Annotated in this window: 26 protein-coding genes; 19 read left to right on the top strand and 7 right to left on the bottom strand. The window is 56.3% G+C overall.

Going from position 1 to position 26,695, the window contains the following annotated elements; all coding sequences use genetic code 11:
• Positions 1 to 13: 13 nt before the first annotated feature.
• Both IFT53_RS18320 and lexA read right to left on the bottom strand, forming a co-directional pair.
• Positions 14 to 697 carry a glutathione S-transferase family protein gene (locus IFT53_RS18320; RefSeq protein ID WP_192066745.1) on the bottom strand — a complete coding sequence of 228 codons (684 nt, stop codon included), beginning with the start codon at positions 695 to 697 and terminating at the stop codon, positions 14 to 16.
• Between the two features lie 346 nt (positions 698 to 1,043).
• Complete coding sequence (gene lexA / locus IFT53_RS18315) at positions 1,044 to 1,766, bottom strand: transcriptional repressor LexA (protein ID WP_192066743.1); 723 nt, start codon at positions 1,764 to 1,766, stop codon at positions 1,044 to 1,046.
• Positions 1,767 to 2,009: 243 nt separating this feature from the next.
• Here lexA and kdsA point away from each other — a divergent pair, with 243 nt between their 5' ends.
• The 11 genes from kdsA to lipA all read left to right on the top strand — a co-directional run bounded on the left by kdsA (position 2,010) and on the right by lipA (position 12,698).
• Positions 2,010 to 2,858, top strand: coding sequence for a 3-deoxy-8-phosphooctulonate synthase (gene kdsA / locus IFT53_RS18310; protein ID WP_192066741.1), 849 nt, complete (start codon positions 2,010 to 2,012; stop codon positions 2,856 to 2,858).
• 222 nt (positions 2,859 to 3,080) lie between these two features.
• Positions 3,081 to 4,355: a phosphopyruvate hydratase gene (eno, locus tag IFT53_RS18305; RefSeq protein WP_042619421.1), complete on the top strand. Its 1,275-nt coding sequence runs from the start codon at positions 3,081 to 3,083 to the stop codon at positions 4,353 to 4,355.
• A 147-nt stretch (positions 4,356 to 4,502) separates the two neighbouring features.
• On the top strand, positions 4,503 to 4,820 hold the full coding sequence (locus IFT53_RS18300; protein WP_042619422.1) for an FtsB family cell division protein: 318 nt from the start codon (positions 4,503 to 4,505) through the stop codon (positions 4,818 to 4,820).
• A gap of 153 nt (positions 4,821 to 4,973) precedes the next feature.
• Positions 4,974 to 6,020: a pyruvate dehydrogenase (acetyl-transferring) E1 component subunit alpha gene (gene pdhA, locus IFT53_RS18295; RefSeq protein ID WP_192066740.1), complete on the top strand. Its 1,047-nt coding sequence runs from the start codon at positions 4,974 to 4,976 to the stop codon at positions 6,018 to 6,020.
• Positions 6,021 to 6,038: 18 nt separating this feature from the next.
• Positions 6,039 to 7,466 carry a pyruvate dehydrogenase complex E1 component subunit beta gene (locus IFT53_RS18290; RefSeq protein ID WP_192066738.1) on the top strand — a complete coding sequence of 476 codons (1,428 nt, stop codon included), beginning with the start codon at positions 6,039 to 6,041 and terminating at the stop codon, positions 7,464 to 7,466.
• An 11-nt stretch (positions 7,467 to 7,477) separates the two neighbouring features.
• On the top strand, positions 7,478 to 7,765 hold the full coding sequence (locus IFT53_RS18285; RefSeq protein ID WP_192066736.1) for a hypothetical protein: 288 nt from the start codon (positions 7,478 to 7,480) through the stop codon (positions 7,763 to 7,765).
• Positions 7,766 to 7,767: 2 nt separating this feature from the next.
• A complete protein-coding gene (locus IFT53_RS18280; RefSeq protein WP_192066734.1) occupies positions 7,768 to 9,159 on the top strand; it encodes a pyruvate dehydrogenase complex dihydrolipoamide acetyltransferase in 1,392 nt (463 codons plus the stop codon).
• A 57-nt stretch (positions 9,160 to 9,216) separates the two neighbouring features.
• A complete protein-coding gene (locus IFT53_RS18275) occupies positions 9,217 to 9,861 on the top strand; it encodes a GDSL-type esterase/lipase family protein (RefSeq protein ID WP_192066733.1) in 645 nt (214 codons plus the stop codon).
• A gap of 61 nt (positions 9,862 to 9,922) precedes the next feature.
• On the top strand, positions 9,923 to 11,368 hold the full coding sequence (lpdA, locus tag IFT53_RS18270) for a dihydrolipoyl dehydrogenase (RefSeq protein ID WP_192066731.1): 1,446 nt from the start codon (positions 9,923 to 9,925) through the stop codon (positions 11,366 to 11,368).
• A gap of 79 nt (positions 11,369 to 11,447) precedes the next feature.
• Positions 11,448 to 11,696: a GlsB/YeaQ/YmgE family stress response membrane protein gene (locus tag IFT53_RS18265; protein ID WP_042619429.1), complete on the top strand. Its 249-nt coding sequence runs from the start codon at positions 11,448 to 11,450 to the stop codon at positions 11,694 to 11,696.
• Positions 11,697 to 11,726: 30 nt separating this feature from the next.
• Entirely contained in the window at positions 11,727 to 12,698 is a 972-nt protein-coding gene (lipA, locus tag IFT53_RS18260; RefSeq protein WP_192066729.1) for a lipoyl synthase, read from the top strand.
• Positions 12,699 to 12,701: 3 nt separating this feature from the next.
• On the opposite strand, the gene IFT53_RS18255 is transcribed toward lipA, so the two are convergent.
• The 3 genes from IFT53_RS18255 to IFT53_RS18245 form a co-directional block, all read right to left on the bottom strand.
• Positions 12,702 to 13,631, bottom strand: a complete 930-nt coding sequence (locus tag IFT53_RS18255; protein WP_192066727.1) for a DMT family transporter — start codon at positions 13,629 to 13,631, stop codon at positions 12,702 to 12,704.
• Between the two features lie 62 nt (positions 13,632 to 13,693).
• Positions 13,694 to 14,434 carry a helix-turn-helix transcriptional regulator gene (locus tag IFT53_RS18250; protein WP_192066726.1) on the bottom strand — a complete coding sequence of 247 codons (741 nt, stop codon included), beginning with the start codon at positions 14,432 to 14,434 and terminating at the stop codon, positions 13,694 to 13,696.
• A 64-nt stretch (positions 14,435 to 14,498) separates the two neighbouring features.
• Positions 14,499 to 14,681, bottom strand: a complete 183-nt coding sequence (locus tag IFT53_RS18245) for a hypothetical protein (protein WP_042619741.1) — start codon at positions 14,679 to 14,681, stop codon at positions 14,499 to 14,501.
• 118 nt (positions 14,682 to 14,799) lie between these two features.
• Between IFT53_RS18245 and IFT53_RS18240 the strand changes: the two genes are divergently transcribed.
• Complete coding sequence (locus IFT53_RS18240) at positions 14,800 to 15,369, top strand: AAA family ATPase (RefSeq protein WP_192066724.1); 570 nt, start codon at positions 14,800 to 14,802, stop codon at positions 15,367 to 15,369.
• A 9-nt stretch (positions 15,370 to 15,378) separates the two neighbouring features.
• Entirely contained in the window at positions 15,379 to 15,828 is a 450-nt protein-coding gene (locus IFT53_RS18235; RefSeq protein WP_042619434.1) for a type II toxin-antitoxin system RatA family toxin, read from the top strand.
• Here the strand turns inward: IFT53_RS18235 and IFT53_RS18230 are convergent.
• Together IFT53_RS18230 and IFT53_RS18225 are read right to left on the bottom strand one after the other, a co-directional pair.
• The gene (locus IFT53_RS18230; protein WP_192066722.1) at positions 15,816 to 16,319 is read right to left on the bottom strand and encodes a CinA family protein; all 504 of its coding nucleotides are present in this window, start codon (positions 16,317 to 16,319) and stop codon (positions 15,816 to 15,818) included. The genes IFT53_RS18235 and IFT53_RS18230 overlap by 13 nt on opposite strands.
• Positions 16,316 to 17,503: a bifunctional 2-C-methyl-D-erythritol 4-phosphate cytidylyltransferase/2-C-methyl-D-erythritol 2,4-cyclodiphosphate synthase gene (locus tag IFT53_RS18225; RefSeq protein ID WP_192066720.1), complete on the bottom strand. Its 1,188-nt coding sequence runs from the start codon at positions 17,501 to 17,503 to the stop codon at positions 16,316 to 16,318. The genes IFT53_RS18230 and IFT53_RS18225 overlap by 4 nt, the downstream gene beginning before the upstream one ends.
• A 253-nt stretch (positions 17,504 to 17,756) precedes the next feature.
• Between IFT53_RS18225 and dusB the strand changes: the two genes are divergently transcribed.
• The 6 genes from dusB (at position 17,757) to trkA (ending at position 26,550) form a co-directional block, all read left to right on the top strand.
• Positions 17,757 to 18,773, top strand: a complete 1,017-nt coding sequence (gene dusB / locus IFT53_RS18220; protein ID WP_192066718.1) for a tRNA dihydrouridine synthase DusB — start codon at positions 17,757 to 17,759, stop codon at positions 18,771 to 18,773.
• Complete coding sequence (locus tag IFT53_RS18215) at positions 18,770 to 19,918, top strand: two-component system sensor histidine kinase NtrB (RefSeq protein ID WP_244656383.1); 1,149 nt, start codon at positions 18,770 to 18,772, stop codon at positions 19,916 to 19,918. Before dusB ends, IFT53_RS18215 begins: the two co-directional genes overlap by 4 nt.
• A complete protein-coding gene (gene ntrC / locus IFT53_RS18210; protein WP_042619438.1) occupies positions 19,915 to 21,366 on the top strand; it encodes a nitrogen regulation protein NR(I) in 1,452 nt (483 codons plus the stop codon). Before IFT53_RS18215 ends, ntrC begins: the two co-directional genes overlap by 4 nt.
• 143 nt (positions 21,367 to 21,509) lie before the next feature.
• Positions 21,510 to 23,780, top strand: a complete 2,271-nt coding sequence (locus IFT53_RS18205; protein ID WP_192066717.1) for a sensor histidine kinase NtrY-like — start codon at positions 21,510 to 21,512, stop codon at positions 23,778 to 23,780.
• Positions 23,770 to 25,134 carry a nitrogen assimilation response regulator NtrX gene (gene ntrX / locus IFT53_RS18200; protein WP_042619440.1) on the top strand — a complete coding sequence of 455 codons (1,365 nt, stop codon included), beginning with the start codon at positions 23,770 to 23,772 and terminating at the stop codon, positions 25,132 to 25,134. The genes IFT53_RS18205 and ntrX overlap by 11 nt, the downstream gene beginning before the upstream one ends.
• Before the next feature lie 39 nt (positions 25,135 to 25,173).
• Positions 25,174 to 26,550, top strand: a complete 1,377-nt coding sequence (gene trkA, locus IFT53_RS18195; RefSeq protein ID WP_192066715.1) for a Trk system potassium transporter TrkA — start codon at positions 25,174 to 25,176, stop codon at positions 26,548 to 26,550.
• The last annotated feature ends 145 nt before the right edge of the window (positions 26,551 to 26,695 follow it).

The following is a 26,695-nucleotide window of genomic DNA, read 5'->3' as shown; positions in this document are numbered from 1 at the left end:
GCGCCACTGCTCGTCACGTCGGGACTGCGCGCAAATCCGCAAGCCATTCCCCCACATCCCGCGCCTCAGCCTCATGCGCATCGTCGCGCCACGGTTCGAGAAGGGCCGCCTGTTCCCATTCCTGCATTGCCGGTAGGGAGAGGAGGTGATCCATATAGTGCTTCGATGCTGGAGACAGCGCCGTTCCGTAGGTCTGAAACCGAAACGCAACCGGGCAGAAAAAGGCATCAACGGCTGTGAACTCAGCACCCGCGAGGAATGGACCGCCGTGGGCTTTTAGCCCCTGCTGCCACAAGACGTCGATCCGGGAAATATCTCTCTGCAATGCGTCCGATATGGATGACGGCCGTATCCGAAGACCAACGCTCATCGGATGGTTGTTGCGCAATGTCGAAAAGCCGGCATGCATTTCCGCAGCGGCAGAGCGAGACCAGGCCCGCGCCTTTGCATCCGCTGCCCATACGCCATCATGCTTTTCCGCAAGATATTCGGTGATGGCTAGCGATTCCCATACTGTCAGATCAACATCCACCAGGCAGGGAACTTTCGATGTCGGTGAAAACTCCGAAAACGCATGGTCCTTGTCATCGAAACGCATGAATCGCTCGGAAAATCCAATTCCGAGCGTGCGCATCAGCACCCAGATGCGCAGCGACCAAGACGAGTAATTCTTGTTGGCGATGAAAAGTTGATACATGGGCGGCGCTCCAGAAGGCAGCGATCAAAAAGAGAAAACTATCAGTAAACGAGAGAATTTCTTGCATAAAGCCATCCACAGCGATGGCATCATTCAAATTATTTGATGGCCGTCACCAACGTGGCGATCAATGCCGGGTCACAAGCACCGCCTTCAAACGCAACGGCGCATTTCCATGCCATAAGTATCTGCCGACATAACGGAAAATTCACTCAAAATCACACAATCGTAATGGAGTCGATACCCGGCTAACCAATTCTATCACCGCGCTGTGACTTGAGGTCCCGCGAGCGTCAACAGAGTTAAGACTGCGCCTGAAAAGCGAGGCAAGAGCCTGTCAGGCTGGTCAGTGATAACGCCTGATCAGACCAACTAGCTTTCCCTGAATCTTGACCCTGTCGGGTCCAAATATGCGGGTTTCATAAGCAGGGTTCGCAGCTTCAAGTGCGATAGACGCGCCGTTGCGACGGAAGCGCTTAAGCGTTGCCTCCTCTTCGTCCACCAGAGCCACGATGATATCACCGGGATTTGCGGTGCTGGTATCCTTGATAATGACGGTATCGCCGTCAAATATACCGGCTTCGATCATCGAATCGCCTTTAACCTCAAGCGCGTAATGCTCACCCGCACCCAGCATATCCATCGGCACGACCACATCATGAGTGTTGTTCTGAATGGCGGAGATTGGCACGCCCGCTGCAATGCGTCCCATGACCGGTACACTGACTGATTCGGAATTTCTGCTGTTGGAAGACGATGGCTGAGGCCGTTGCTCAACAGCTGCTGTTTTGCCGAGACTGCCTTCAATAACGCTTGGCGTGAAGCCGCGCTGTGGCTTTTCTGGGGGCGAATATGATTCGGGAAGCTTGATAACCTCAAGCGCACGCGCTCTGTTCGGTAGCCGGCGAATGAAACCACGCTCCTCCAAGGCTGTGATCAACCGATGGATGCCTGACTTTGAGGCAAGCTCGAGTGCATCCTTCATTTCATCGAAAGATGGTGGCACGCCGGACTCTTTCATTCTCTCATGAATGAATAGAAGCAGTTCCTGCTGTTTGCGCGTGAGCATGAAGAGACCCTTGACGATTCGAGGCGGAGATTCGGGAAACAAATACAGAACGAACACTATCTGTTCCATATGTGTTCTGCAATCCCTTAAAACTCAGTGAAAGTACAAACGAGTTTCAGCGATGCCCACAATCCCGCCGAATACGGTTCCTATACCGTGACTCGCTGTCGGCTTACTGCTACATGCGTTGCTAAGATCGGGCGCGATGCCCGTGCACTGTTTCATTTGTTCCAAGGGAAAACCATGAGTGCGACGAACAATCTGAAGGTCATTGCCGGCGAGGGTGCTGGAGCGGTCTCTTTCTCGAACACCGAACGATTTTCCCTGATTGCCGGTCCGTGTCAGATGGAAAGCCGCGACCATGCTTTCATGATTGCCGAAACGCTGGCCGAACTCTGCGGCAAGCTGGGAATCGGTCTGGTTTACAAATCATCCTACGACAAGGCCAATCGCACCTCGCTTTCGGGCCAGCGCGGCATTGGCATCGACAAGGCGCTTGAAGTTTTCGCAGAATTGAAGGCGCAGTTCGGATTTCCAGTCCTTTCGGACATTCACACCGAAGAGCAGTGCGTCATTGTTGCGCCCGTCATAGATATTCTGCAGATTCCGGCATTCCTCAGCCGTCAGACGGACCTACTAGTCGCTGCTGCCAAGACCGGCCGCGTCATCAATGTGAAGAAGGGCCAGTTTCTGGCACCCTGGGACATGAAAAACGTGCTGGCCAAGCTGAATGACAGCGGCAACCCCAATGTCCTGCTCTGCGAACGCGGCGCGTCTTTCGGTTACAATACATTGGTATCCGACATGCGGTCTTTGCCAATCATGGCATCGCTCGGTGCGCCCGTTATATTCGATGCGACCCATTCGGTTCAGCAGCCGGGCGGGCAGGGTGGCTCGACGGGTGGTCAACGCGAGTTCGTGGAAACATTGGCGCGTGCGGCGGTCGCCGTTGGTGTTGCCGGTCTTTTCATAGAGACGCATGAGGACCCTGATAATGCGCCATCCGATGGCCCCAACATGGTTCACCTGAAAGATATGCCTAAGCTTCTCGAAAAACTTCTGGCTTTCGACAATATCACCAAGTCCACCTGATAGTTCGGCGCCGAGAGGCGTCGATGGAAACCATCGCGCAGGACGGGGCTTGTCATTGTAATTTCTTCCGCATCGGCTACAGCGGAAGACGACCACCAAACGACTCACCGCTCTGGCGACGTGTTTTTATCGCAAGCCGGAATCTGAAACTTCTTCACAGGTTCCCTCATGCGCTTTAAGACATGCACCTGAAAACACTGTTCCAATCCTAAGGGAGAGATCATGACAGCCATTACCGACATTATCGCACGCGAAATTCTCGACAGCCGCGGCAACCCGACCGTTGAGGTAGATGTCTATCTTGAAGACGGCTCTTTCGGCCGCGCAGCGGTTCCATCGGGCGCATCCACTGGCGCGCATGAAGCTGTAGAGCTGCGCGATGGCGGCAAGCGTTACCTCGGTAAGGGCGTCGAGAAGGCCGTCGAAGCGGTCAACACGGAAATCTTCGATGCGCTGGGCGGTTTCGATGCCGAGAGCCAGATCCATGTCGACCAGACGCTGATCGAACTCGACGGTACTCCGAACAAGTCGCGCCTCGGTGCCAATGCCATTCTCGGCGTTTCGCTGGCTGTTGCTAAGGCTGCTGCTGAAACCACGGGCCTGCCACTCTATCGTTACGTTGGTGGCCCTAACGCGCATCTGTTGCCAGTTCCAATGATGAACATCATCAACGGTGGCGCGCATGCCGATAACCCAATCGACTTTCAGGAATTCATGATCATGCCAGTCGGCGCGGAAAATATCCGTGACGCGGTGCGTATCGGTGCTGAAATCTTCCACGTTCTGAAGAAGGAACTGTCTGCGCAGGGTTTCAACACCAATGTGGGCGATGAAGGCGGCTTTGCGCCGGGCCTGAAGAGCGCACCGGAAGCACTCGATTTCATCATGAAGTCCGTTGAAAAGGCTGGTTACAAGCCAGGCGAAGACGTGGCGCTGGCTCTCGATTGCGCCTCGACGGAATTCTTCAAGAACGGCAAATACGTGATGGAAGGCGAAGGCCGCACGCTCGAGCCTGAAGCCATGGCGGACTATCTCGCCGAGCTGGCCGGTAAGTATCCGATCATCTCCATCGAAGACGGCATGGCTGAAGACGATTGGGACGGCTGGAAGTACCTTACAGACAAGATCGGCAAGAAGGTTCAGCTGGTTGGCGACGATCTGTTCGTGACCAACTCTGCACGCCTTCGTGACGGCATCAAGATGGGCGTCGCCAATTCGATCCTCGTCAAGGTCAACCAGATCGGCTCGCTCACAGAAACGCTCGACGCTGTCGAAACTGCACACAAGGCTGGCTACACGGCTGTCATGTCTCACCGCTCTGGTGAAACAGAAGACTCCACGATTGCCGATCTTTCGGTTGCCACCAACTGCGGACAGATCAAGACAGGTTCGCTTTCGCGCTCAGACCGTCTGGCCAAGTACAACCAGTTGATCCGTATCGAAGAAATGCTCGGCCCACAGGCTGCTTACGCAGGTCGCTCGATTCTGCGCGGCTGATTTCGATATCCACGTGACATAATAAGAAGCCCTGTTAACGCAGGGCTTTTTTGTGCGCTGCAGCGGTAGTATCGTTACGGTCAACGGATGGTTAAGCATATGTCGCTATGATGCCTTCAGTAACGCGTTTGAAGGCTGTTTCAGAGTATGTGGACCAAGCATCACAAGAAAAGACGTTTTGGCCGTCTTGTCGTTCCGGCAATCACGGTCGCGTTTCTCTCCTATTTCGGGTATCATTCCATCCATGGTGATTTCGGGCTGAAGGCTGCGGAGCAGCTGGAGAAGCAGCGCGTCGCCCGTTCTGCAGAGCTTGCGAAGCTTACCAAGGCTCGCACGGCGCTGGAGCGGCAGGTCGAGCTGATGAGTGATGGCTCGCTCGAGCGCGACATGATCGATGAGATCTCTCGCTATCAGCTGAACATGTCACGCGCCGACGAAATCGTCATTATGAACACATATTTTTGATTAACCGAATTTCAGTTAATCTCATTTTTTAATTTATTCGCAGTCACTTAGGGCGAATACGAGCCATGCGTTTATGCCATTGCTGCTTCGCGTTTTCTTGCATATGGTGCGCACCGATCCAACCATTCTAAATGGCAACTCAGGGAGGGATGTATGGCGCCGCGAAAAAACGCGACCGTATCCGGCCGCAAGACCACGGCAAAGACAGCCGCTAAGGAATTTACCGGCCAGAACACGCCGGAGTTCGGCAAAGATGAAGAGCTCCACGCGTATCGCGAGATGCTGTTGATCCGTCGATTCGAGGAAAAGGCCGGCCAGCTTTATGGCATGGGCTTCATCGGCGGCTTCTGTCACCTCTACATCGGGCAGGAAGCTGTCGTTGTGGGCATGAACATGTCGCAGAAGGAAGGTGATCAGGTTATCACCGCCTATCGTGACCACGGCCACATGCTGGCAGCTGGCATGAGCGCGCGCGGCGTTATGGCCGAATTGACCGGACGCAGCGGTGGCTTGTCGAAAGGCAAGGGCGGCTCGATGCACATGTTCTCCAAGGAAAAGCATTTCTACGGCGGACACGGCATCGTGGGTGCCCAGGTTTCTCTCGGAACCGGTCTTGCCTTTGCGAACAAGTATCGCGGCAATGATAGTGTTTCCGTCGCCTATTTCGGCGATGGCGCGGCCAACCAGGGCCAGGTCTATGAGAGCTTCAACATGGCTGCTCTCTGGAAGCTCCCAATCATTTATATCGTCGAAAACAACCATTACGCCATGGGTACATCGACTGCGCGCGCAACCGCACAGTCCAACTACTCGCTTCGCGGTGTTGGCTTTGGTATTCCGGGCATGCAGGTCGATGGCATGGATGTTCGCGCCGTCAAGGCTGCTGCGGACGAAGCTCTGGAACATTGCCGCTCCGGCAAGGGTCCGATCATTCTTGAAATGCTGACCTATCGTTACCGTGGTCACTCCATGTCCGACCCGGCAAAATACCGTTCCAAAGACGAAGTGCAGAAAATGCGCGCGGAACATGACCCAATCGAGCAGGTCAAGGCCCGTCTCCTTGAAAAGGGCTGGGCGTCTGAGGATGAACTCAAGGCAATCGACAAGGATGTTCGTGACATCGTTGCCGACAGCGCGGAGTTCGCCCAGAACGATCCGGAGCCGGATGTATCCGAGCTCTACACCGATATTCTGCTCTGATTTGGGAAGGGAGACATCATGCCTATAGAGATTCTCATGCCCGCCCTTTCCCCAACCATGGAGGAAGGCACGCTTTCCAAGTGGCTGAAGAAAGAGGGTGACAAGGTTGTTGCTGGCGACGCTATCGCTGAAATCGAAACAGACAAGGCAACGATGGAAGTCGAAGCCGTGGATGAAGGCACGATCGGCAAGCTGCTGATCGAGGCTGGCACCGAAGGCGTCAAGGTCAACACCGCGATTGCCGTGCTGCTTCAGGATGGCGAAAGCGCAGACGATATGTCCGCGTCTTCAGCGCCGAAGAAGGAAGAGCCAAAGGCCGAGGCTTCCAATTCCGGTTCTGACGCTGCTGGCGGAAAGACCCGCGAAGCGACGGAAGAGCCTTCTGCTGCCAAGGAAGCAGCCAAGGTTCCTGCCGCACCGAAGATCGAAGTTGCTGCCGACCCTGACATTCCAGAGGGCACCGAATTCGTAACGCAGACAGTGCGTGAAGCACTGCGCGATGCGATGGCGGAAGAAATGCGCTCCGACGAGAACGTCTTCATCATGGGTGAAGAGGTTGCCGAATACCAGGGTGCCTACAAGATCACTCAGGGCTTGCTTCAGGAATTCGGCTCCAAGCGCGTCATCGATACGCCGATCACCGAGCACGGTTTTGCCGGTATCGGCGTCGGCGCTGCGATGACAGGTCTGCGCCCGATCGTTGAATTCATGACATTCAACTTCGCCATGCAGGCCATTGACCAGATCGTCAACTCTGCTGCCAAGACGCTCTACATGTCTGGCGGTCAGATGGGTGCGCCGATGGTGTTTCGTGGTCCGTCCGGCGCTGCTGCCCGCGTTGGCGCACAGCACTCGCAGTGCTACGCCGCATGGTACAGCCATATTCCGGGCCTCAAGGTGGTCATGCCGTATTCGGCTGCTGATGCCAAAGGTCTGCTCAAGGCTGCGATCCGCGATCCGAACCCTGTCGTCTTCTTGGAAAACGAAATTCTTTACGGTCAGAGCTTCGAAGTACCGAAGCTGGATGATTTCGTGCTGCCAATCGGCAAGGCGCGCATTCACCGCAAGGGCAAGGACGTTACCATCGTTTCCTTCGGTATCGGCATGACCTACGCCATCAAGGCTATCGCGGAACTGGAAAAGCTCGGTATCGATGTCGAACTCATCGATCTGCGTACAATCCGTCCGATGGATCTGCCAACGGTCATCGAATCGGTGAAGAAGACCGGTCGCCTGGTGACGGTGGAAGAAGGCTTCCCGCAGTCATCGGTCGGTGACTTCATCGCTAACCAGGTCATGCGCGCCGCATTCGATTATCTCGACGCGCCGATCCTGACGATTGCTGGCAAGGACGTTCCGATGCCTTACGCTGCGAACCTTGAAAAGCTTGCTCTGCCGAACGTTGACGAAGTTATCGAGGCGGTCAAAACCGTCTGCTACAAGTGAAGGGGGAGAGTGTGAGTAAAATCAAACAAATCCTCCCGGCAACTGAAAACTGGCACCGCGTTCTCGGTTCCAAAGATGCCCCGCAATTCGAGCGGGTTATCTTCTGGGCTGTGGTCAATGACGGCGAAGGCGATGTTGTTGTCGGCGTTCCGCGTGAGAACATCGGCGTCATCGGTGCCGTCAGTGAATGGCTGAACGACGTGGCGGGATATATCGAAATCGAGCCATCGCAGATCAGCCGGCTCGCGGAACATCCCGAAGAGTTGGAACAGTATAATCTCGTTTGGGGGGAGGGCTAGTCATGCCTATCAACATCACAATGCCTGCCCTGTCTCCGACGATGGAAGAGGGCAATCTGACGAAGTGGCTCGTCAAGGAAGGCGACAAAGTCGGTCCTGGCGACGTGATTGCCGAGATCGAAACAGACAAGGCGACCATGGAAGTGGAAGCCGTGGATGAAGGCATTGTTGCCAAGCTCGTCGTTCCCGCCGGTTCCGAAGCGGTCAAGGTCAATGCCGTGATCGCCATTCTCGCCGCCGAAGGTGAAGACGTGGCCGATGCTGCCAAGGGCGGCGGTTCCGCACCTGCGAAGGCAGAGGCGAAAGCCGAAGCACCGAAGGCTGAAGCTGCCAAGGCTGATGCACCTGCGGACGTGAAGGCTGAAGCAGCACCTGCCAAGGCTGAAAAGCCTGTTGCTGACCAGGGTCCTGCGCCTTCCACACCAGCAGCAGTTTCGAAAAGCGGCGAGCGTATCTTCGCTTCGCCTCTTGCCCGTCGCCTTGCGAAGGATGCCGGTCTTGATCTTTCTGCAGTTTCCGGTTCCGGCCCGCATGGCCGTATCGTGAAGACAGACGTTGAAAAGGCGGCAGCTTCTGGCGGCGCAAAGGCGGCTCCTGCTGCTGCACCATCAGCCGGCACTGCGGCTCCTGCGCCTGCCAAGGGTGCGTCGGACGAAAGCGTGCTCAAGCTGTTTGCGGAAGGCTCTTACGAGCTTCTGCCACACGATGGCATGCGCAAGACAATCGCCTCGCGCCTCACGGAATCCACGCAGACCGTACCTTCCTACACGGTCTCGATGGAATGCGAACTCGATGCGATGCTGAAGCTGCGCGCCGAGATCAATGCGTCCGCACCGGTGAAGAAGACCGAAAAGGGCGAGGTTCCGGCCTTCAAGCTTTCCGTCAACGACTTCATCATCAAGGCAATGGCGCTTGCGCTGCGTGATGTGCCGATGGCGAATGCTTCGTGGACATCCACTGCGCGTGTTCTGCACAAGCATGCCGATGTTGGCGTTGCCGTGTCGATCCCTGATGGTCTGATTACGCCAATCGTTCGCAAGGCCGAGACAAAGACCCTGTCTGCCATCTCCAACGAGGTCAAGGATCTTGCCAAGCGTGCGCGTGACAAGAAGCTGAAGCCGGATGAATACCAGGGCGGCACGACATCCGTGTCCAACCTCGGCATGTTCGGCGTCTCGTCCTTCACGTCCATCGTCAATCTGCCACAGGCATCGATCGTGTCTATCGGCGCTGGTGTCGAGAAGCCGGTTGTTCGTGGCGGCAAGATCGAAGTTGGTACGGTGATGACGGCAACCTTTGCCTTCGACCACCGCGTCATCGATGGTGCGCTGGGTGCAGAACTCGCATCTGCCTTCAAGCGCTACATCGAAAACCCAATGGGTATGCTGGTCTAAAAATCGCGGAGCCGAGAACCGATCAGGTTTTCGGCTCGCTCCATTCGGGAGGCCGACGTGACGAAGAACGTTCTCTGCTATGGCGACAGTCTGACATGGGGATATGATGCCGAAAATCTCGGTCGTCATGACTATGAAGATCGTTGGCCAAGTGTCCTGCAAAAGGCGCTGGGCGCTGGTGTCAATGTCATCGCCGAAGGGCTGAACGGCAGAACGACGGCCTATGACGACCATCTTTCCGACTGCGACCGCAATGGCGCACGGGTTTTGCCGACGCTTCTGCACAGCCATTGCCCTGTCGATCTCGTCATCATCATGCTCGGCACCAATGATCTGAAGCGGGGCATCGGCCCGGGGTCTGCCGTTGGCGCGGTGAAGGGCGTTGAGCGCCTTGTGACACTGGTTCGCCAGCACGCCTGGCCATTTGGTTATGAACAGCCCGAAATACTGCTCGTTTCCGCGCCCCATATTTGCGAAACAGGCAATGAAGTGTTTGCGGCGATGTTCGCAAACGCCATCGAGCAATCGCAGATGATGGGTTCGCTGTACCGGGATCTGGCGGATGAAAAGGGCTGCGGCTTCTTTGATGCGGCATCCGTTGCTGTGACGACGCCGGTCGATGGCGTCCATCTGGATGCAGAAAATACGCGTGCAATCGGACGAGGCCTCGAGCCCGTGGTTCGCATGATGCTTGGACTTTAAAAGAAATTGTTTGAGGCGGCGACCATGTTTCGCCCTCAAGAAGCGAAGACAGGAAACAGACATGGCTCAGTCTTATGACGTAATCATCATCGGTTCGGGTCCGGGCGGTTACGTCACGGCCATCCGTGCGGCACAGCTTGGCCTCAAGACTGCGATTGTCGAGCGCGAACACCTGGGCGGCATATGCCTGAACTGGGGCTGCATTCCCACCAAGGCACTGCTACGTTCCGCCGAAGTGCTTGATAATGCTCACCATGCCAAGAATTATGGCCTGAAACTGGAAGGCACCATCACGCCGGACGTGAAGGAAGTCGTCGCCCGTTCGCGTGGCGTTTCTGCGCGCCTCAATGGCGGCGTGGCTTACCTGATGAAGAAAAACAAGATCGACGTCATCTGGGGTGAGGCAAAGCTGACCAAGCCGAACGAAATCGTCGTCGGCAAAATTTTCAAGCCAATCGTTCAGCCACAGAACCCTGTTCCCAAAGGCGTGCTGGGTGAGGGCACCTATACGGCAAAGCACATCATCGTTGCGACGGGTGCGCGTCCGCGTGCGCTGCCCGGCATCGAGCCGGATGGCAAGCTGATCTGGACCTATTTTGAGGCGATGAAGCCGGATTTCCTGCCAAAGTCCATCGTCGTCATGGGTTCGGGCGCCATCGGCATCGAATTCGCGTCGTTCTATCGTTCCATGGGCGTCGATGTGACCGTTGTGGAATTGATGGCCAACATCATGCCGGTCGAAGATGTGGAGATCTCCGCCTTCGCCCGCAAGCAGCTTGAAAAGCGCGGCCTCAAGATCATCACCGAAGCCAAGGTTTCCAAGGTTGAGAAGGGCGCTGACTCGATCACGGCCCATATCGAAACCAAGGATGGCAAGGTTCAGACGATCACCGCAGATCGCCTGATTTCAGCTGTCGGCGTTCAGGGCAATATCGAAAACCTGGGTCTGGAGGCGCTTGGCGTCAAGACGGATCGCGGCTGCGTGGTCATCGATGGCTACGGCAAGACCAACGTTCCCGGTCTCTATGCCATTGGCGATGTCGCCGGTCCGCCGATGCTTGCCCACAAGGCAGAGCATGAAGGCGTGATCTGCATTGAAAAGATCGCCGGTCTGCCCAACGTACATTCGATGGACAGGCTGAAAATCCCTGGCTGCACCTATTGCAACCCTCAGGTCGCCTCTGTTGGCCTGACGGAAGCCAAGGCAAAGGAACAGGGCCGCGAAATCCGCGTCGGTCGCTATTCCTTCGCCGCGAATGGCAAGGCGATTGCGCTGGGTGAAGATCAGGGCATGGTCAAGACAATCTTCGACAAGAAGACGGGCGAGCTGATCGGTGCGCATATGGTTGGCGCTGAAGTGACCGAGCTCATTCAGGGCTTCGTGGTCGCCATGAACCTTGAGACGACCGAAGAAGAACTGATGCACACCATCTTCCCGCATCCGACGCTTTCCGAAATGATGAAAGAAAGCGTGCTGGACGCCTATGGACGTGTGCTGAACGCATAACATCTGCCCGTTACCCGGCATTGCCTAGCAAAGCCGGGTACACCATATGTCGTTGAAATGCGATTGACGGAGTTTGAAGATGGAAAGTGTGGGCTGGATAGCAGCAATCATCATCGGCGGACTGGCGGGTTGGCTCGCGGGTAAGCTGATGGATATGCGCTTTGGCATTTTCATGAATATCGTTCTCGGCATCGTTGGCTCGGTTGTTGCGGTCGCAGTGCTACGAACATTCGATGTTTTCGTGCAGGACAGCCGTCTAGGCTATTTCGTCACATCTTTCCTGGGCGCGAGCCTTCTGTTATTTCTCGCCAAGCTCGTAAGGCGTTAGACCGTATTGGTACGGTGGAAGCAGGTTTCTATGGTCACTATTCTCGACAGGACATCGCAGGACGACAAGCGTGTTCGCCACCCGGAAAAGGCGCATCGTCCCGACACCGAGGTGATGCGCAAGCCCGAGTGGATTCGCGTCAAGGCGCCGACCTCGAAGGGTTATCACGAGACACGCGAGTTGGTGCGTTCGCACAAGCTTGTCACCGTGTGCGAGGAAGCGGGCTGTCCGAATATCGGCGAATGCTGGGACAAGAAGCACGCCACCTTCATGATCATGGGCGAGATCTGCACACGCGCCTGCGCCTTTTGCAATGTCTCCACTGGCAAGCCAAATGCGCTTGATATGCTGGAACCGGAAAACGTTGCCAAGGCCGTCAAGCAGATGGGCCTCAACCACGTGGTCATCACCTCTGTAGACAGAGATGATCTGGCCGATGGTGGAGCGGAGCATTTCGAGAAGGTGATCTGGGCCATTCGCGCCGCATCGCCCGGCACGACGATTGAGATCCTCACGCCAGACTTTTTGAAGAAGCCCGGTGCGCTGGAGCGGGTCGTCGCCGCCAAGCCGGACGTTTTCAATCACAATATGGAAACAGTTCCAGGCAACTATCTGACGGTTCGTCCCGGTGCGCGTTACTTCCACTCCGTGCGCCTGTTGCAGCGGGTGAAGGAACTGGATCCGACAATGTTCACCAAATCCGGCATCATGGTTGGCCTGGGTGAAGAGCGCAACGAAGTGCTCCAACTGATGGATGACCTTCGCACTGCCGATGTCGACTTTCTGACCATCGGCCAGTACCTGCAGCCGACCAGAAAGCACCACAAAGTGGAAGCCTACGTGACGCCGGAAGAGTTCAAGTCCTACGAAACGATTGCTTACACCAAGGGCTTTCTGATGGTGGCCTCCAGCCCGCTTACCCGTTCATCGCACCATGCGGGTGATGACTTTGAGCGCCTGCGCGCAAACCGTGAGCGAAAGCTTCTGGCAGCGGCTGAGTAATCCTCAGCCCGCCTTCGCTGGCCGGTGCGCCTGCATGCACAGCAGCACGCTGAGCACGACTGAGACGATAGCTGCGGCTTCGATAACGGTCGGTCCGCGCTGTTCCCACATGAAGCCGTACAGAAGCGCAAACAGCGTTTCAAACAGGATCATCTGACCAACCATCGTCAGCGGCAGCAGACGGCTCATGCGGTTCCAGAACGCATTTCCTAAGATCGAGGCCGAGATGCCGAGACCAACCGCTATGGATGCGAATTGGAACCAATCGGCATTGCTGTGGACGTTTTGGCTGAAGGCGAATGCGGGCACCGCAACAACCAGCGCCAGACCACCAGTGACCACGCCCGTCATGAGGTTCCACTCATCGGCGCTGACATCATGAAGGCGTGTGAGCCAGCGGGCGTTTCCAACAGCAAAAGCGGTCCATGATGCGAGCGCGCCGATGGCGCAGATAAGGCCGATGATCTTCGTCGGATCGAGACTGCCCTGACCTTCAAACAGTGACTGCCACGAAATTCCAAAAATGCCGATGGCTCCAAAAAGAAGCGAGGGCCACAACCGTTTCAGAGAAACCGCGCCATGGTCGCGGCTGCCGATGATGGAAATGGCCACGGGCATGAAGCCTATGATGATGGATGTGAAGGCGACGCCGCTGAGTTGCACGGCGGTTGAGATCAGGAAATAATAGGCGATATTGCCGATGAGGCTAAGCCAACCCAGAGCGAGCCATTCGGCCTTGCCGAAACGCGAAGCTACACGCCGGATTTTGGGGGCGATGAGTACCAGTGCCAGCAGTCCATAGGTCAGATATCGCGCCGTCGAAAGCTGCAAGGGCGTGAAGCCGGCGGGGATCAGTTTTGGAGCGAGAAAGATTCCGCCCCAGAGTGCGCCCGCCATCATTCCGTAAAATACGCCCAGTCCCGTCTTGTTCATGCCATTTCCATCCGTTGCATGGCGCTGTTTGCCATGGTGTGGAATGGCTGTCTTGACATAAACTACTGTGGCGGCTCGGAAAATTCACGACGATAGGCGGCGGGCGTCGTTCCCATGGCTTTTTTCATGGCGCGGGTGAGGGCTGTCTGGTCTGAAAAGCCTGCTTTATCGGCAATTTCTGCAATGGGCAGAAGCGTGGTTGCGAGGTAATCGCAGATTTTGCGCATGCGGATATCGGCCAGCCAAAGATGCGGCGTTTCATCGAACGTCTCTCGGAAAATGGCATGCAAGCGGCTGACGCTGATTTCTGTCTGTTCGGCCATCCGCTCCAGGCTCCACGGCATGAACGGGTCTATTTCGACAAGCGATCTCAGCAGCGAAACTCGGGACAGAACATCCGGGCTTTCATCGGTCAGGCTGGCAATCAGAATGGGTGCCCAGGCGATGCTGGCCGCTGCGTTCTGTTCGCCTCTTTGCAGCATGCCGTGCATATAATGCGTCAGCCTGCTCGTTCGTGGCTGGATATCGAAAAATGAGTTTGATGAGAACGTGTCGAGCATCTCCGCAGAAACGGCCTGTTCGTGCACATCAACGATCAGCGATCGGTTCAGGCCCGTTGCGACCTGCGTGTGTGACGTGCCCTTGTGAACAAGTGCGCCCTTCAAGGGTGTTAGTCGTTGCTGACGTCCGCAGACGTCGATGTCCAGATGTCCTGACAGGGGAAGGACGATCTGCACGAAGGGATGGCGCTCATCCGGGGTCTCACCACGATAGGAGCGCAGGTCGACTAATACTGTCGGCATTGAGCGTCCTCCTGGATGTCAATCCGAACATGGCCGCAAGCTGACCGGTCGGACTCCGTTCGTCTCAGACTTCAACTTCCTGCTTTACCGTCGATTCGCCACGCTTACGCTTGCGCAGAACCGGCTTGTTCTCTCGTGCTTCGCACTTGGCGACATCAATGAGGTAAGCCAGCATCGGCATGCTGTTCATGGATGCAAGTTGCTTCGCGGATTCCAGGAGGTTGATGATATTTGCAAAGTCGTCCATCGTATCACTCGGCTGTTTGGTTGCACCCAAGGCTGCAATCGGTGGTGTTCAATAACGCCCAGCACGGCCAGCTTGCAATAGTCAATTTCTGCAAACAGCCATGCGTGGAGTGGGTAAGATGAACCTTCTGGATGATATCGAGCAGGCTGCCCGGCTCGTTTCCAACGCGTCACGGATCATGGTGCTGGGCAATTCAGGCGCGGGAAAGACCACGCTTTCAAAAACACTTTCTGCGAGACTCAACTGTGAATACGTCTCGATAGACCGCGATGTGAGGTGGCAAAACAACTGGACGCAACGCGATAGCGCGGAGCAGCGCCGAATCTTAGAGGAGATTGTCAGGCGCGAACGTTGGGTGCTGGATGGTGCCAATCCATCCAGCCTGGATATCAGGTTGCCGCGCACCGATGTCGTTATCTGGATGCGCCTGCCGCGCATGACGTGCCTGATGGGTGTGGCGCTGCGTGTGGTGAAATATTACGGAACGGTGAGGCCTGATATGGCTGAAGGCTGCCCGGAACCGCTGCCAAATCGTGAGTTCCTGACCTATATCTGGAACTTCGAGACACATCACGCACCGAAATTCACTCGGAATTTTGAGCTGTACGGGCCTAAAACACCAATATTTCAGGTGAAATCTCGAGCGCAGGCAAGCAAGCTTCTTGATCTTGTCAGCGCAGCGCATTAACTGCCCCTCATGCCGCAATTCGAAACCCGCCGCCCTGTCAAGCACTCCCCCGAACGGATGTATAATCTCGTTGCCGACGTGGAGAAATACCCGGAATTTCTGCCACTTTGTGACAGCTTGACTGTTCGCTCGCGCAAGGAGCGAGACACCAAGACCTTGCTGGTTGCGGATATGACGGTTGGTTATAAAGCCATCCGTGAAACCTTCACGACTCAGGTTTTGCTGAAGCCCGAGGAATCGGCCATCGACGTGAAATATCTGGATGGTCCGTTCAAATATCTCGACAACCGCTGGCGTTTCGAGCCCGGCGAGAATGGCGGCTGCTCGGTCTACTTCTTCATTGATTACGAGTTTAAGAGCCGGTTGCTGGGCGCTGTCATGGGCTCCATGTTCGACCGCGCATTTCGAATGTTCGCGGAAGCTTTCGAAGCGCGCGCCGACAAGATTTACAAGGACTGATGAAGGTCTAAGAGCATTTCAAGCGCGGTCTTGACTGTGGCGAGACGAACCTGCTCACGCCCGATATCGCCATATCGCATTTCTCGATGAAGCATATGGCCGAAACGCCCTTTTGCAGCGAGATGCACAAGACCGACGGGCTTGGTGTCCGATCCACCGCCCGGACCCGCGATGCCTGTTACCGCGACAGAAAACTCAGCCCTTGAGCGGTAAAGCGCACCATGAGCCATCTGTAGTGCGGTTTCCCTTGAAACAGCCCCAAATGCCTCCAGCGTCGGAGCGCTGACCCCGAGCATGTCCATCTTGGCGTCGTTAGTGTAGGTCACGAAACCACGGTCCACCACGGCTGACGAGCCGGGAATCTGCGTCAATAAACCGGCAATCAATCCGCCGGTACAGCTTTCCGCCGTTGAGACCATATGACCGGACGCGGCAAGTTCCTGCACGATGCGTTGCGCCAAGGTCTCGATGTCTGCCGGAAACAGGCTCATTGCGACTTCTGCCGATAGACGACCGTCGCCGTTGCGATCGCTGCGATACCTTCTCGTCGGCCAACGAAACCAATGGTCTCGTTTGTGGTGGCCTTCACCGAGCAGCGGTCGAGCGAGATATCTAGAATAGCGGAAAGATTTTCCCGCATGGCTTGCCGATGTGGGCCTACTTTTGGTGCTTCGGCAATCAATGAAACATCCGCATTCATGATGGTGCCGCCATGGTCACGGACGATTTTCGCCGCATGCTCCAGAAAAATCCGTGATGCCGCGCCCTTCCACTGAGGATCGGAGGGGGGGAAATGGTCGCCAATATCACCCGCACCACAGGTGGCGAGCAGTGCATCCGTCAACGCATGAAGCGCCACATCGGCATCCGAATGGCCCATCAGTTTCTGATCATGCGAAATGAAGACGCCGCACAGGGTGACGCCGTCGCCGGGCACGAGTTGATGCACATCGTAGCCATTGCCAGTGCGCACATCAGGTAACGCAGCGCCAAGCTTTTCATCTGCCATGGTAATATCCCGTTTCAGCGTGAGTTTAACATTATCGACGAGGCCTTCAACCAATTGAACGGCAATGCCAGCCCATTCGGCAATCGCCGCATCGTCGGTAAAGTCAAGCCGTCCAGATGCGGCAGCGGCCTGGTGTGCCACCAATATGGAGGGGTAGTGAAAGGACTGCGGCGTTTGCGCGGCATATAGGTTGCTGCGAGACACCGTCTCGCCAACAAAACCGTCATGGCCACGCTTTAACGTATCAGCCACCGGCACCGCTGGCAAAACCGCTCTGGCGCCTGCCGAAAGTGCTTCGGTGATCCTTTGCAGCAAGGGCGCATCAATGAAGGGGCGAACGGCGTCATGGATCATGACGTGGGTAATGCCAAGCCCGTCCAGTGCTTCGAGGCCTGCAAGAACCGATTGCTGACGCGTCGCGCCGCCCGTTACCGTGGCGAGTCGGCTTCCCGCATTGAGCCTTCTGGCAATGGGCTCGAAAAGCGAGGCGTCGTCTGCGTGGGTCACGACCACGATCTTGGCTGCATGTTCCCAGCCAAGAAAACGCTCCAGTGTGTGCTCGATGACAGGCTTTCCGCCAATGAGGCGGTACTGTTTCGGACCTTCTTGCGGAGAGCCAGCGCGTTCGCCGCGTCCCGCCGCAACGATGACGATTGCTGTTGTCATTGCACTTCCCTGCATTGAACCCATGTCATTTATGCATCTCTTCAAAGGTTTACACGGGGTTGTCTAGCGTTTTAGAAAACGAATGGCCAGTCAGAATGCCGGACATGATGCACGCATCGAAAACCTGTGATTTCGCAAATTCTTGTTTGCTCTGTCTCAAAACAACGCACGAAAAAAACAAATGAGAATCCGTGCAAAAGTGCTTGGCAACCGCGCAAACACTGTCTAAAAATAATGCAAATTTTAGAAATGCATGAAAGTTGACCATTTGCCCATTCCAACGCTGGCAGACCCATTTCAGATTGATGCCGTGACGGTACGCAACCGCGCGGTGCTTGCACCCATGTCTGGCGTAACCGACCTGCCGTTCCGCAAGCTTGCCTGGCGGTTCGGCGCGGGTCTGGTGGTGACGGAGATGGTAGCCAGCCGTGAACTCGTCGCAAACAGAGGCGAATCATGGGCGAGGCTGAAAAATGCGGGCATGGTTCCGCATATGGTGCAGCTTGCGGGGCGCGAGGCACACTGGATGGCTGAAGCGGCGAAAATATCTGCCGATAACGGTGCCGGCATCATCGATATCAATATGGGTTGCCCGGCAAAGAAGGTGACGGGCGGCTATTCCGGTTCCGCATTGATGCGTGAGCCGGACCACGCCTTGAGCCTCATTGAAGCGACGGTGAAGGCTGTCAACGTGCCGGTAACCTTGAAGATGCGGCTGGGCTGGGACGATGATTCCATCAATGCGCCGGAGATTGCTGCACGTGCTGAAGCCGCTGGCGTGAAGCTCATCACCATTCACGGCCGCACACGCATGCAGTTCTATGAGGGAAAAGCCAATTGGGATGCGATCAAGGCAGTTCGCGATGTCATATCCGTACCGCTGATTGCCAATGGTGACGTGGAAACCTCTGCCGACGCCAGCGAAATTCTGCGCCGTTCGGGCGCGGATGCTGTCATGGTCGGGCGAGGGGCTCAGGGTCAGCCCTGGCTGCCGGCGGTTCTTGCGGGCCATGTGCCGCCAAAGGTTGAAGAGATCGCCGACATCGCAGTCGAACATTACGAATTGATGCTGGAATTTTACGGTATCGAGGCCGGACTTCGTCACGCGCGCAAACATCTCGGATGGTATCTGGATCGGTTTGCGCCAGACATGAAGACAGATGACAAGGTTTCTATCATGACATCTAAAAACAGCGCGCAGGTGACGGAGCTTCTGCGCTCCGCCCTGCAGCAGGGTGCGGAAATTTCCGCCGCGAGGAAAGCCGCATGAGCGTAGATACCGCACCTCCCGGCGGCGGAGCAAACGCGCTTGCCATGGCTGTTCTCAACGCCGTGCAGAACCCCGTCATTCTCGTGGATGGCGAAGGCTTCATCGCCTTTGCAAACTGGGAGGCGGAGGCCTTTTTTGGGGCAAGCGCCACGCATCTGGCGCGTTACCGCATTTCCACCTTCATTCCCTTTGGCAGTCCGCTTTTGGCCCTGATTGATCAGGTGCGGGAGCGGCGTGCGCCGGTCAATGAATATCGGGTTGACCTGTCATCGCCGCGTCTTGGGCAGGACAAGGTCGTTGACCTCTATGTGGCACCTGTTGTTAGTGAGCCCGGTTCGGTCGTCGTGGTGTTTCAGGAACGCTCCATGGCGGACAAGATTGATCGCCAGTTGACGCATCGCGCTGCGGCTCGCTCCGTTACTGGCCTGGCATCCATGTTAGCCCATGAAATCAAAAACCCACTCTCCGGCATTCGCGGTGCCGCGCAGTTGCTGGAAACGTCGGTACCTGACGAAGACCGCTCGCTGACGCGGTTGATCTGCGATGAGACGGATCGCATCGTCTCGCTGGTTGATCGGATGGAGATATTCTCCGATGAGCGCCCGGTCGATCGCATGCCGATCAACATTCACTCGGTGCTGGACCACGTGAAGGCTGTGGCGAAGGCTGGCTTCGCCCGCAACGTCAAGATCAGCGAAAACTACGATCCATCCCTGCCGCCCGTTTATGCCAACCGCGACCAATTGGTGCAGGTCTTTCTCAATCTGGTCAAAAATGCTGCCGAGGCGGTTGGCAATCAGCAGGATGGCGAGATCATCCTGACGACGGCCTACCGCCCAGGTATTCGTCTCTCGGTGGCAGGCAGTCGTGAGCGAATTTCACTGCCGCTGGAGTTCTGCGTGCACGACAATGGTCCCGGCGTTCCGGCAGACCTTGTGCCGCATCTTTTTGACCCGTTTATTACCACCAAGACCAACGGTTCCGGTCTGGGCCTTGCGCTCGTTGCAAAACTCATCGGTGCCCATGGCGGCATTGTTGAATGCGACAGCCAGAATCACCGCACCACATTCCGCGTTTTGATGCCCGTTTCCCCCGAAGTGGCGGCTGACGACATTTTGCCGAACCCGACAGGACTAAATCGATGACAGCAACGATTCTCGTGGCCGATGATGATGCGGCCATCCGTACCGTTCTCAATCAGGCTCTCAGCCGTGCCGGGTATGATGTCCGCATTACCTCCAACGCGGCGACGCTGTGGCGCTGGGTGGCAGCGGGCGAGGGCGATTTGGTCGTGACCGATGTGGTGATGCCGGATGAGAACGCATTCGACCTTTTGCCGCGTATCAAAAAGGCTCGGCCAGATTTGCCGGTGCTGGTCATGAGCGCGCAGAACACCTTCATGACGGCCATCAAGGCCTCTGAAAAAGGTGCTTACGACTATCTGCCCAAGCCCTTCGATCTGACCGAACTGATCGCGATCATCGGTCGGGCATTGTCCGAGCCCAAGCGCAAGCCTGCGAAGCTGGATGATGACATGCAGGACGGCATGCCGCTGGTTGGCAGATCCGCTGCAATGCAGGAAATCTACCGCGTGCTTGCGCGCCTGATGCAGACCGACCTGACGCTGATGATCACAGGCGAATCCGGCACGGGTAAGGAACTCGTTGCCCGTGCGCTGCATGATTATGGCAAACGCCGCAACGGCCCGTTCGTCGCCATCAACATGGCCGCTATTCCGCGAGACCTGATCGAATCAGAGCTGTTCGGGCATGAGAAGGGCGCGTTTACTGGCGCGCAGAACCGCTCCACCGGCCGGTTTGAGCAGGCTGAAGGCGGCACGTTGTTTCTGGATGAAATCGGCGACATGCCGATGGATGCCCAGACCCGTCTGCTGCGCGTACTTCAGCAGGGCGAATATACCACGGTTGGGGGACGTACGCCGATCCGCACGGATGTGCGCATCGTTGCCGCAACCAACAAGGATTTGAAAACCTCGATCAATCAGGGCCTGTTCCGAGAGGACCTTTATTATCGCCTCAACGTCGTTCCTCTGCGGTTGCCGCCTCTGCGCGACCGTGCGGAGGACATTCCAGACCTCGTTCGCCATTTCATCCAGACGGGTGAGAAGGAGGGCTTGGAAGGCAAGCGCTTCGAGACGGAAGCACTGGAACTGATGAAAGCCTATGCCTGGCCGGGCAATGTGCGTGAATTGGAGAACCTCATTCGCCGCCTGATGGCGCTCTATCCACAGGAAGTTATCACACGCGAAATCATCGATCAGGAGCTTCAGTCTGACGTTCCTGACAGCCCGATTGATCGCACTGCTGTCCGCAATGGATCGCTGACGATCTCTCAGGCCGTTGAAGAAAACATGCGCGATTACTTCTCCGGTTTCGGCGAAAACCTGCCGCCAGCAGGGCTTTATGATCGCGTATTACGCGAGATGGAGTATCCGCTCATACTCGCGGCGCTAACCGCCACACGTGGCAACCAGATCAAGGCTGCTGACTTGCTGGGGTTGAACCGAAATACCCTGCGTAAGAAGATTCGTGAGCTGGGCGTATCTGTTTACCGTAGTTCACGAACTGCTTGAACGGTTGACAAGAGTCATCAGTCGTTGCATTTTCGCCACATTGTGTTGCTTGAAAATCACGGGACCGCAGGTGTCGCTTCGCAGCGTCCAGCGGTCTTTTTCAAGATTATGGTGCTGCATTACGCGGCATAGGAAAATGTTCGATGCGCAAACCTGTCCCAGATAAGGTTTCCGACCGTGCGTCGGCAGACATAGTGATCGCTGACCGAAGAATGTCTTTTGCCTTGCCGGGTCTGGTGCTGGCAGGCGTTGCGCTGGTCTGCGCCACACTCACGCTGTTCGTGCTGCTGGGTCTCACCCCTATCGCACCCACCACAAACGTCGTTATCGCCTCCGTCGTCATCAACTCTCTGCTGGTGCTGGGCTTGATGTATCTGATCGGTCGCGAAATTGGCCGGTTGGTGAAGGCGCGGCGCAGGGGCCGCGCAGCAGCACGGCTCCACGTTCGTATCGTTGGGTTGTTTTCCATTGTCGCGATTACGCCTGCCATTCTCGTTGCGGTGTTCGCCAGTATCACCCTCAATGTCGGTCTGGATCGTTGGTTTGCGCTGCGCACGCAGTCCATCGTGGATTCGTCCAGCAATATTGCTCAAGCCTATATGCTTGAAAATGCTGGCTATCTTCAGGGCCAAACCCTGTCCATGGCCACCGATCTGGACCGGAACCGCGCGCTGTTCTATCTCGATCGTACCGGCTTTGTTGAGCTTATGACGCGTCAAGCCAAGGGCCGCGGCTTCCTGGGTGCTTTTCTGGTTCAGGAAGATGGCGATGCCGTCGTGCAGGCTGACATCAAGACGGAAAGGCCGCTACCTGCCATTCCGCAGGATGCGCTGGAAAAGGCTGCTGCTGGCCAGCCAACCCTCATTCCGCCCGGCGTTACCAATCTTGTCGGTGCCATCATCAAGCTGGAAGGCATTGGCGGCACTTTTCTTTACACCGTTCGCGCCGTGGACCCCAAGGTCATGGCGGCGATGCGGCAGATGGAGGAAAACCGGGCCGAGTACAAGGCGATGGAAGCCGGCCGGGCGCCATTGCAGATCGCCTTCGCTATCCTCTATCTCGGCTTTGCGCTGATTGTTCTGCTTGCCGCCATCTGGACGGCCATTGCCATTGCCGACAGAATCGTTCGGCCCATCCGCTTGTTGATCAGCGCCGCCGACAGTGTGGCAATGGGCAATATGCATGTTCTGGTGCCTGTGCGTGCTGTGGACGGCGACGTGGGCCGATTGGCGCGCACGTTTAACAAGATGATTTCGGAAATCCGCAGCCAGCAGGATGAAATCATCGAGGCGAAAGACGACATCGACAACCGCCGCCGCTTTATCGAGGCTGTTCTGTCTGGTGTGACGGCGGCTGTTATCGGGGTTGATGAACATCGCAACATCACCATCGCCAATCCGTCTGCCGAGGAATTCCTGGCCGTGCCATCCGACAGGCTCGTCGGCTCACCTCTCGTTGAGGTTGCGCCTGAGATAGAGCAGGTCGTAACGGAAGCAACCGCTTCTGCGCGAATGGATTTCCGCAAGCAGATCAACATCATCAGGCGCGGCAAGGAACGCACATTGAACGTGCAGGTGACCCGCGAAGACGCACGCGATGGCCACGAATCCTACGTCATCACGCTCGATGACATCACCGACCTGGTCATCGCTCAGCGATCCACCGCATGGTCCGAGGTCGCGCGCCGCATCGCCCATGAAATCAAGAACCCGCTGACGCCGATCCAGCTATCCGCCGAGCGCATCAAGCGTCGGTTTGGCAAGCAAATCCTTGACGAGGGTGACCGCGCTGTGTTTGATCAGTGTACGGATACCATCGTTCGACAGGTTGGCGATATCGGTCGCATGGTGGATGAATTCTCCGCTTTTGCCCGCATGCCAAAGCCTACGAAAGAGCTTTCAGATTTGCGCACGATTCTGAAGGACGCGACATTCCTGCGGGAAATGGGCGCGGCCCATGTGAGGTTCGCAACGGAGCTTGGCGCGCGTGAACTCGAAGGCATGTTCGATGCGCGCATGCTCGGTCAGGCATTCGGAAACCTCATCAAGAATGCGGCTGAGGCCATCGAATCGGTCGAGACGAGTGATACGCCGCGTGAGGGGAGAATCCTTGTGCGTGCGTCCTACGACGAAGAAAACAACCGGTTCATTGCGGATGTGATCGACAATGGCCGTGGTTTGCCCGTGGAAAACAGGCACCGCATTCTTGAGCCCTATATGACGATGCGCGACAAGGGCACAGGTCTGGGCCTCGCGATCGTCAAGAAAATTATTGAAGAGCACGGTGGTCATCTTGAGTTGCATGATGCGCCCGCCGATTTCGATCATGGCCATGGCGCCATGATTAGAGTGCTGCTGCCGCGTGTCGATGTGGCAGCCAGCGAGAAAGACAAGGAAATTGCATATGGCGTCTGATATTCTGGTCGTTGACGATGAGGCTGACATCCGCGAGATCGTTGCAGGCATCCTGTCCGACGAAGGTCATGAAACCCGCATGGCGTTTGACAGCGACAGCGCGCTGGCAGCCATTTCCGAGCGTGTGCCTCGGCTGATCTTTCTTGATATCTGGATGCAGGGCAGCAAGCTGGACGGTCTGGCGCTTCTTGACGAAATCAAGAGCCGCCATCCCGACCTTCCCGTCGTGATGATCTCCGGCCACGGCAATATTGAAACCGCCGTCAACGCGATCAAACGTGGGGCGTTCGACTTTATCGAGAAGCCCTTCAAGGCAGATCGGCTGATTCTCATTGCTGAGCGTGCTCTGGAAAACTCCAAGCTCAAGCGCGAAGTGTCGGAACTGAAAAAGCGCACCGGCGATGCAGTCGAGCTGATCGGTGCATCGCTTGCGGTTTCGCAGCTGCGCCAGACCATTGACCGCGTTTCGCCCACCAACAGCCGGATCATGATCCTTGGCCCCTCCGGTTCCGGGAAGGAGCTGGTGGCGCGCATGATTCATAAGAAGTCATCGCGGGCAACCGGACCATTTGTGGCGTTGAACGCCGCGACCATCACACCTGACCGGATGGAAATCGCATTGTTTGGCACGGAAGGCCTGCCGGGCCAGCCGCGCAAGGTCGGCGCACTGGAAGAGGCCCATCGCGGCGTTCTCTACCTCGATGAAGTGGGTGAAATGCCGCGCGAAACGCAGAACAAGATTCTGCGCGTGCTTGTCGATCAGCAGTTCGAGCGCGTTGGCGGTGGAAAGCGGGTGAAGGTCGATGTTCGCATCATCTCCTCCACGGCGCATAATCTGGAAGGGCTGATTGCCGACGGTCTGTTCCGCGAGGACCTGTACCACCGGCTCGCCGTTGTTCCGGTCAAGGTGCCCGCGCTGTCTGAGCGTCGCGAAGATATTCCGTATCTGGTCGATATGTTTATGCGCCAGATTTCAGAGCAGGCAGGCATCCGTCCACGCAAGATCGGCGATGACGCTATGGCGGTTCTTCAAACGCATGACTGGCCGGGCAATATACGCCAGCTGCGCAACAACATCGAACGCCTGATGATTCTCGCACGGCCCGAGGGCAATGACATGCCGATATCTGCCGATATGTTGCCCGCCGATATTGGCGACATGCTGCCGAGAATCGCCGCTCAAGGCGACCAGCACATCATGACGTTGCCCCTGCGTGAAGCCCGCGAAATGTTCGAGCGAGACTATCTGGTGGCGCAGATCAACCGGTTTGGCGGAAATATTTCGCGGACGGCAGAATTTGTTGGCATGGAACGCTCAGCACTGCATCGCAAATTGAAATCGCTCGGCGTATAACGATCCGCAGTTGCGGCAAATTTCCGTCAGAGAGAGCGTATGAAAGTCATCATTTGTGGTGCTGGCCAGGTGGGCTACGGCATTGCCGAACAATTGTCGCGGGAAGATAACGAGGTTTCCGTTATCGATACCTCATCGGCACTGATTGCGGCGATCACCGAAACGCTCGACGTTCGCGGCTATGTCGGGCATGGCGCTCATCCGGATATGCTGGCCAAGGCGGGCGCCGACCAAGCCGACATGATCATCGCCGTTACGCTCCATGATGAAATCAACATCGTGGCCTGCGAAGTGGCTCACGCTCTGTTTAATGTTCCGACGAAAGTCGCCCGTATCCGTGACCAGAATTACCTCGCGCCCGAATATGGCGACCTTTTCAGCCGTGAGAACATGTCAATCGACGTGACGATTTCGCCTGAAATCGAGGTCGGCAAGATGGTCCTGCGGCGCATCGCATTTCCCGGCGCCACGGATGTCGTTCGCTTCGCTGACGATAATGTTTTCATGCTGGCGATTGAATGCATGGAAGATTGTCCCGTTATCAACACGCCGCTGCAGCAACTCAGCCACCTCTTTCCCGATCTCGTCGCAACCGTGGTCGGGGTTTACAGGGATGGCCATCTCAAGGCCGTCGACTCGGCAGAGCAGCTCCGGTTTGGCGATTTGGCCTATGTCATCTGCCAGCAGCAACACGCACGCCGAACGCTTGGACTTTTTGGTCACGAAGAAAAGGAAGCCAGTCGCATCGTGATCGCTGGCGGAGGCAATATCGGCCAGTATGTTGCGCGCTCCATTGAGCAGCTTCAGCCGAAAACACGGGTCAAGATCATCGAGTCTGATCGGGAGCGCGCTGTTGCAGCCTCTGAAAGACTGAATTCCACAATTGTCTTGAATGGCTCCGTGCTGGACCAGAAGATATTGCATCAGGCCGATATCGCTGATGCGGATCTGATCGTCACGCTGACCAATAACGACCAGACCAACATTCTTGGTGCCGTGATGGCAAAACAGCTTGGCTGCAAGTCCAACCTTGCCTTGTTGAACGGACCATCCTTCCATGATGTGGCCAAGTCGCTCGCGCTGGACGCCTACATCAATCCACGAGCCGTGACGATCTCACGTGTCTTGCAGCATGTTCGAAAAGGCCGAATCCGCTCTGTCTATGCCGTGCAAAGGGGCAATGGCGAAATCATTGAAGCCGAGGCACTGGATACCTCGCCATTGGTGGGGCAGGCGTTGCGGGACATAGACTTTCCGCAGGGCGTGCGAATCGGCGTGATCTACCGCGACAAGAAAGTTCTTCGTCCGGATGGATCTACGAAAATCAAGGCGAAGGACAGAGTCGTCCTTTTCGCGTCATCAGACGCAGTGCGGGAGGTTGAACAGCTATTCCGTGTATCAATTCAATATTTCTAATATCTTTGGTTTCGAAGGGAAAAAGGACCTTCCGAGAAATTGGGGTGAGTTTTTCCACATTGCGGAACAGATCGTGATTTGATACCAGAGTTGCTGATCGGCTGACGGGGGACAAGTTTCAACCGATCCTATTATTGATTGTTTA

The sequence above is a fragment of the Rhizobium sp. CFBP 13644 genome (genome assembly GCF_014842165.1).
In the GTDB taxonomy this organism is placed as follows: Bacteria; Pseudomonadota; Alphaproteobacteria; order Rhizobiales; family Rhizobiaceae; genus Agrobacterium; species Agrobacterium tumefaciens_C.
The sequence above is the reverse complement of the archived record's forward strand: the minus strand, read 5'-3'. Positions and strand labels throughout refer to the sequence as shown.

Bases quoted from the DNA above. Each gene is read 5' to 3' on its own strand.
- IFT53_RS18320 (WP_192066745.1), bottom strand. From the start codon at position 697: ATGTATCAACTTTTCATCGCCAACAAGAATTACTCGTCTTGGTCGCTG.
- lexA (WP_192066743.1), bottom strand. From the start codon at position 1,766: ATGCTCACGCGCAAACAGCAGGAACTGCTTCTATTCATTCATGAGAGA.
- kdsA (WP_192066741.1), top strand. From the start codon at position 2,010: ATGAGTGCGACGAACAATCTGAAGGTCATTGCCGGCGAGGGTGCTGGA.
- eno (WP_042619421.1), top strand. From the start codon at position 3,081: ATGACAGCCATTACCGACATTATCGCACGCGAAATTCTCGACAGCCGC.
- IFT53_RS18300 (WP_042619422.1), top strand. From the start codon at position 4,503: ATGTGGACCAAGCATCACAAGAAAAGACGTTTTGGCCGTCTTGTCGTT.
- pdhA (WP_192066740.1), top strand. From the start codon at position 4,974: ATGGCGCCGCGAAAAAACGCGACCGTATCCGGCCGCAAGACCACGGCA.
- IFT53_RS18290 (WP_192066738.1), top strand. From the start codon at position 6,039: ATGCCTATAGAGATTCTCATGCCCGCCCTTTCCCCAACCATGGAGGAA.
- IFT53_RS18280 (WP_192066734.1), top strand. From the start codon at position 7,768: ATGCCTATCAACATCACAATGCCTGCCCTGTCTCCGACGATGGAAGAG.
- lpdA (WP_192066731.1), top strand. From the start codon at position 9,923: ATGGCTCAGTCTTATGACGTAATCATCATCGGTTCGGGTCCGGGCGGT.
- IFT53_RS18265 (WP_042619429.1), top strand. From the start codon at position 11,448: ATGGAAAGTGTGGGCTGGATAGCAGCAATCATCATCGGCGGACTGGCG.
- lipA (WP_192066729.1), top strand. From the start codon at position 11,727: ATGGTCACTATTCTCGACAGGACATCGCAGGACGACAAGCGTGTTCGC.
- IFT53_RS18255 (WP_192066727.1), bottom strand. From the start codon at position 13,631: ATGAACAAGACGGGACTGGGCGTATTTTACGGAATGATGGCGGGCGCA.
- IFT53_RS18250 (WP_192066726.1), bottom strand. From the start codon at position 14,434: ATGCCGACAGTATTAGTCGACCTGCGCTCCTATCGTGGTGAGACCCCG.
- IFT53_RS18245 (WP_042619741.1), bottom strand. From the start codon at position 14,681: ATGGACGACTTTGCAAATATCATCAACCTCCTGGAATCCGCGAAGCAA.
- IFT53_RS18240 (WP_192066724.1), top strand. From the start codon at position 14,800: ATGAACCTTCTGGATGATATCGAGCAGGCTGCCCGGCTCGTTTCCAAC.
- IFT53_RS18235 (WP_042619434.1), top strand. From the start codon at position 15,379: ATGCCGCAATTCGAAACCCGCCGCCCTGTCAAGCACTCCCCCGAACGG.
- IFT53_RS18230 (WP_192066722.1), bottom strand. From the start codon at position 16,319: ATGAGCCTGTTTCCGGCAGACATCGAGACCTTGGCGCAACGCATCGTG.
- IFT53_RS18225 (WP_192066720.1), bottom strand. From the start codon at position 17,503: ATGACAACAGCAATCGTCATCGTTGCGGCGGGACGCGGCGAACGCGCT.
- dusB (WP_192066718.1), top strand. From the start codon at position 17,757: ATGAAAGTTGACCATTTGCCCATTCCAACGCTGGCAGACCCATTTCAG.
- IFT53_RS18215 (WP_244656383.1), top strand. From the start codon at position 18,770: ATGAGCGTAGATACCGCACCTCCCGGCGGCGGAGCAAACGCGCTTGCC.
- ntrC (WP_042619438.1), top strand. From the start codon at position 19,915: ATGACAGCAACGATTCTCGTGGCCGATGATGATGCGGCCATCCGTACC.
- IFT53_RS18205 (WP_192066717.1), top strand. From the start codon at position 21,510: ATGCGCAAACCTGTCCCAGATAAGGTTTCCGACCGTGCGTCGGCAGAC.
- ntrX (WP_042619440.1), top strand. From the start codon at position 23,770: ATGGCGTCTGATATTCTGGTCGTTGACGATGAGGCTGACATCCGCGAG.
- trkA (WP_192066715.1), top strand. From the start codon at position 25,174: ATGAAAGTCATCATTTGTGGTGCTGGCCAGGTGGGCTACGGCATTGCC.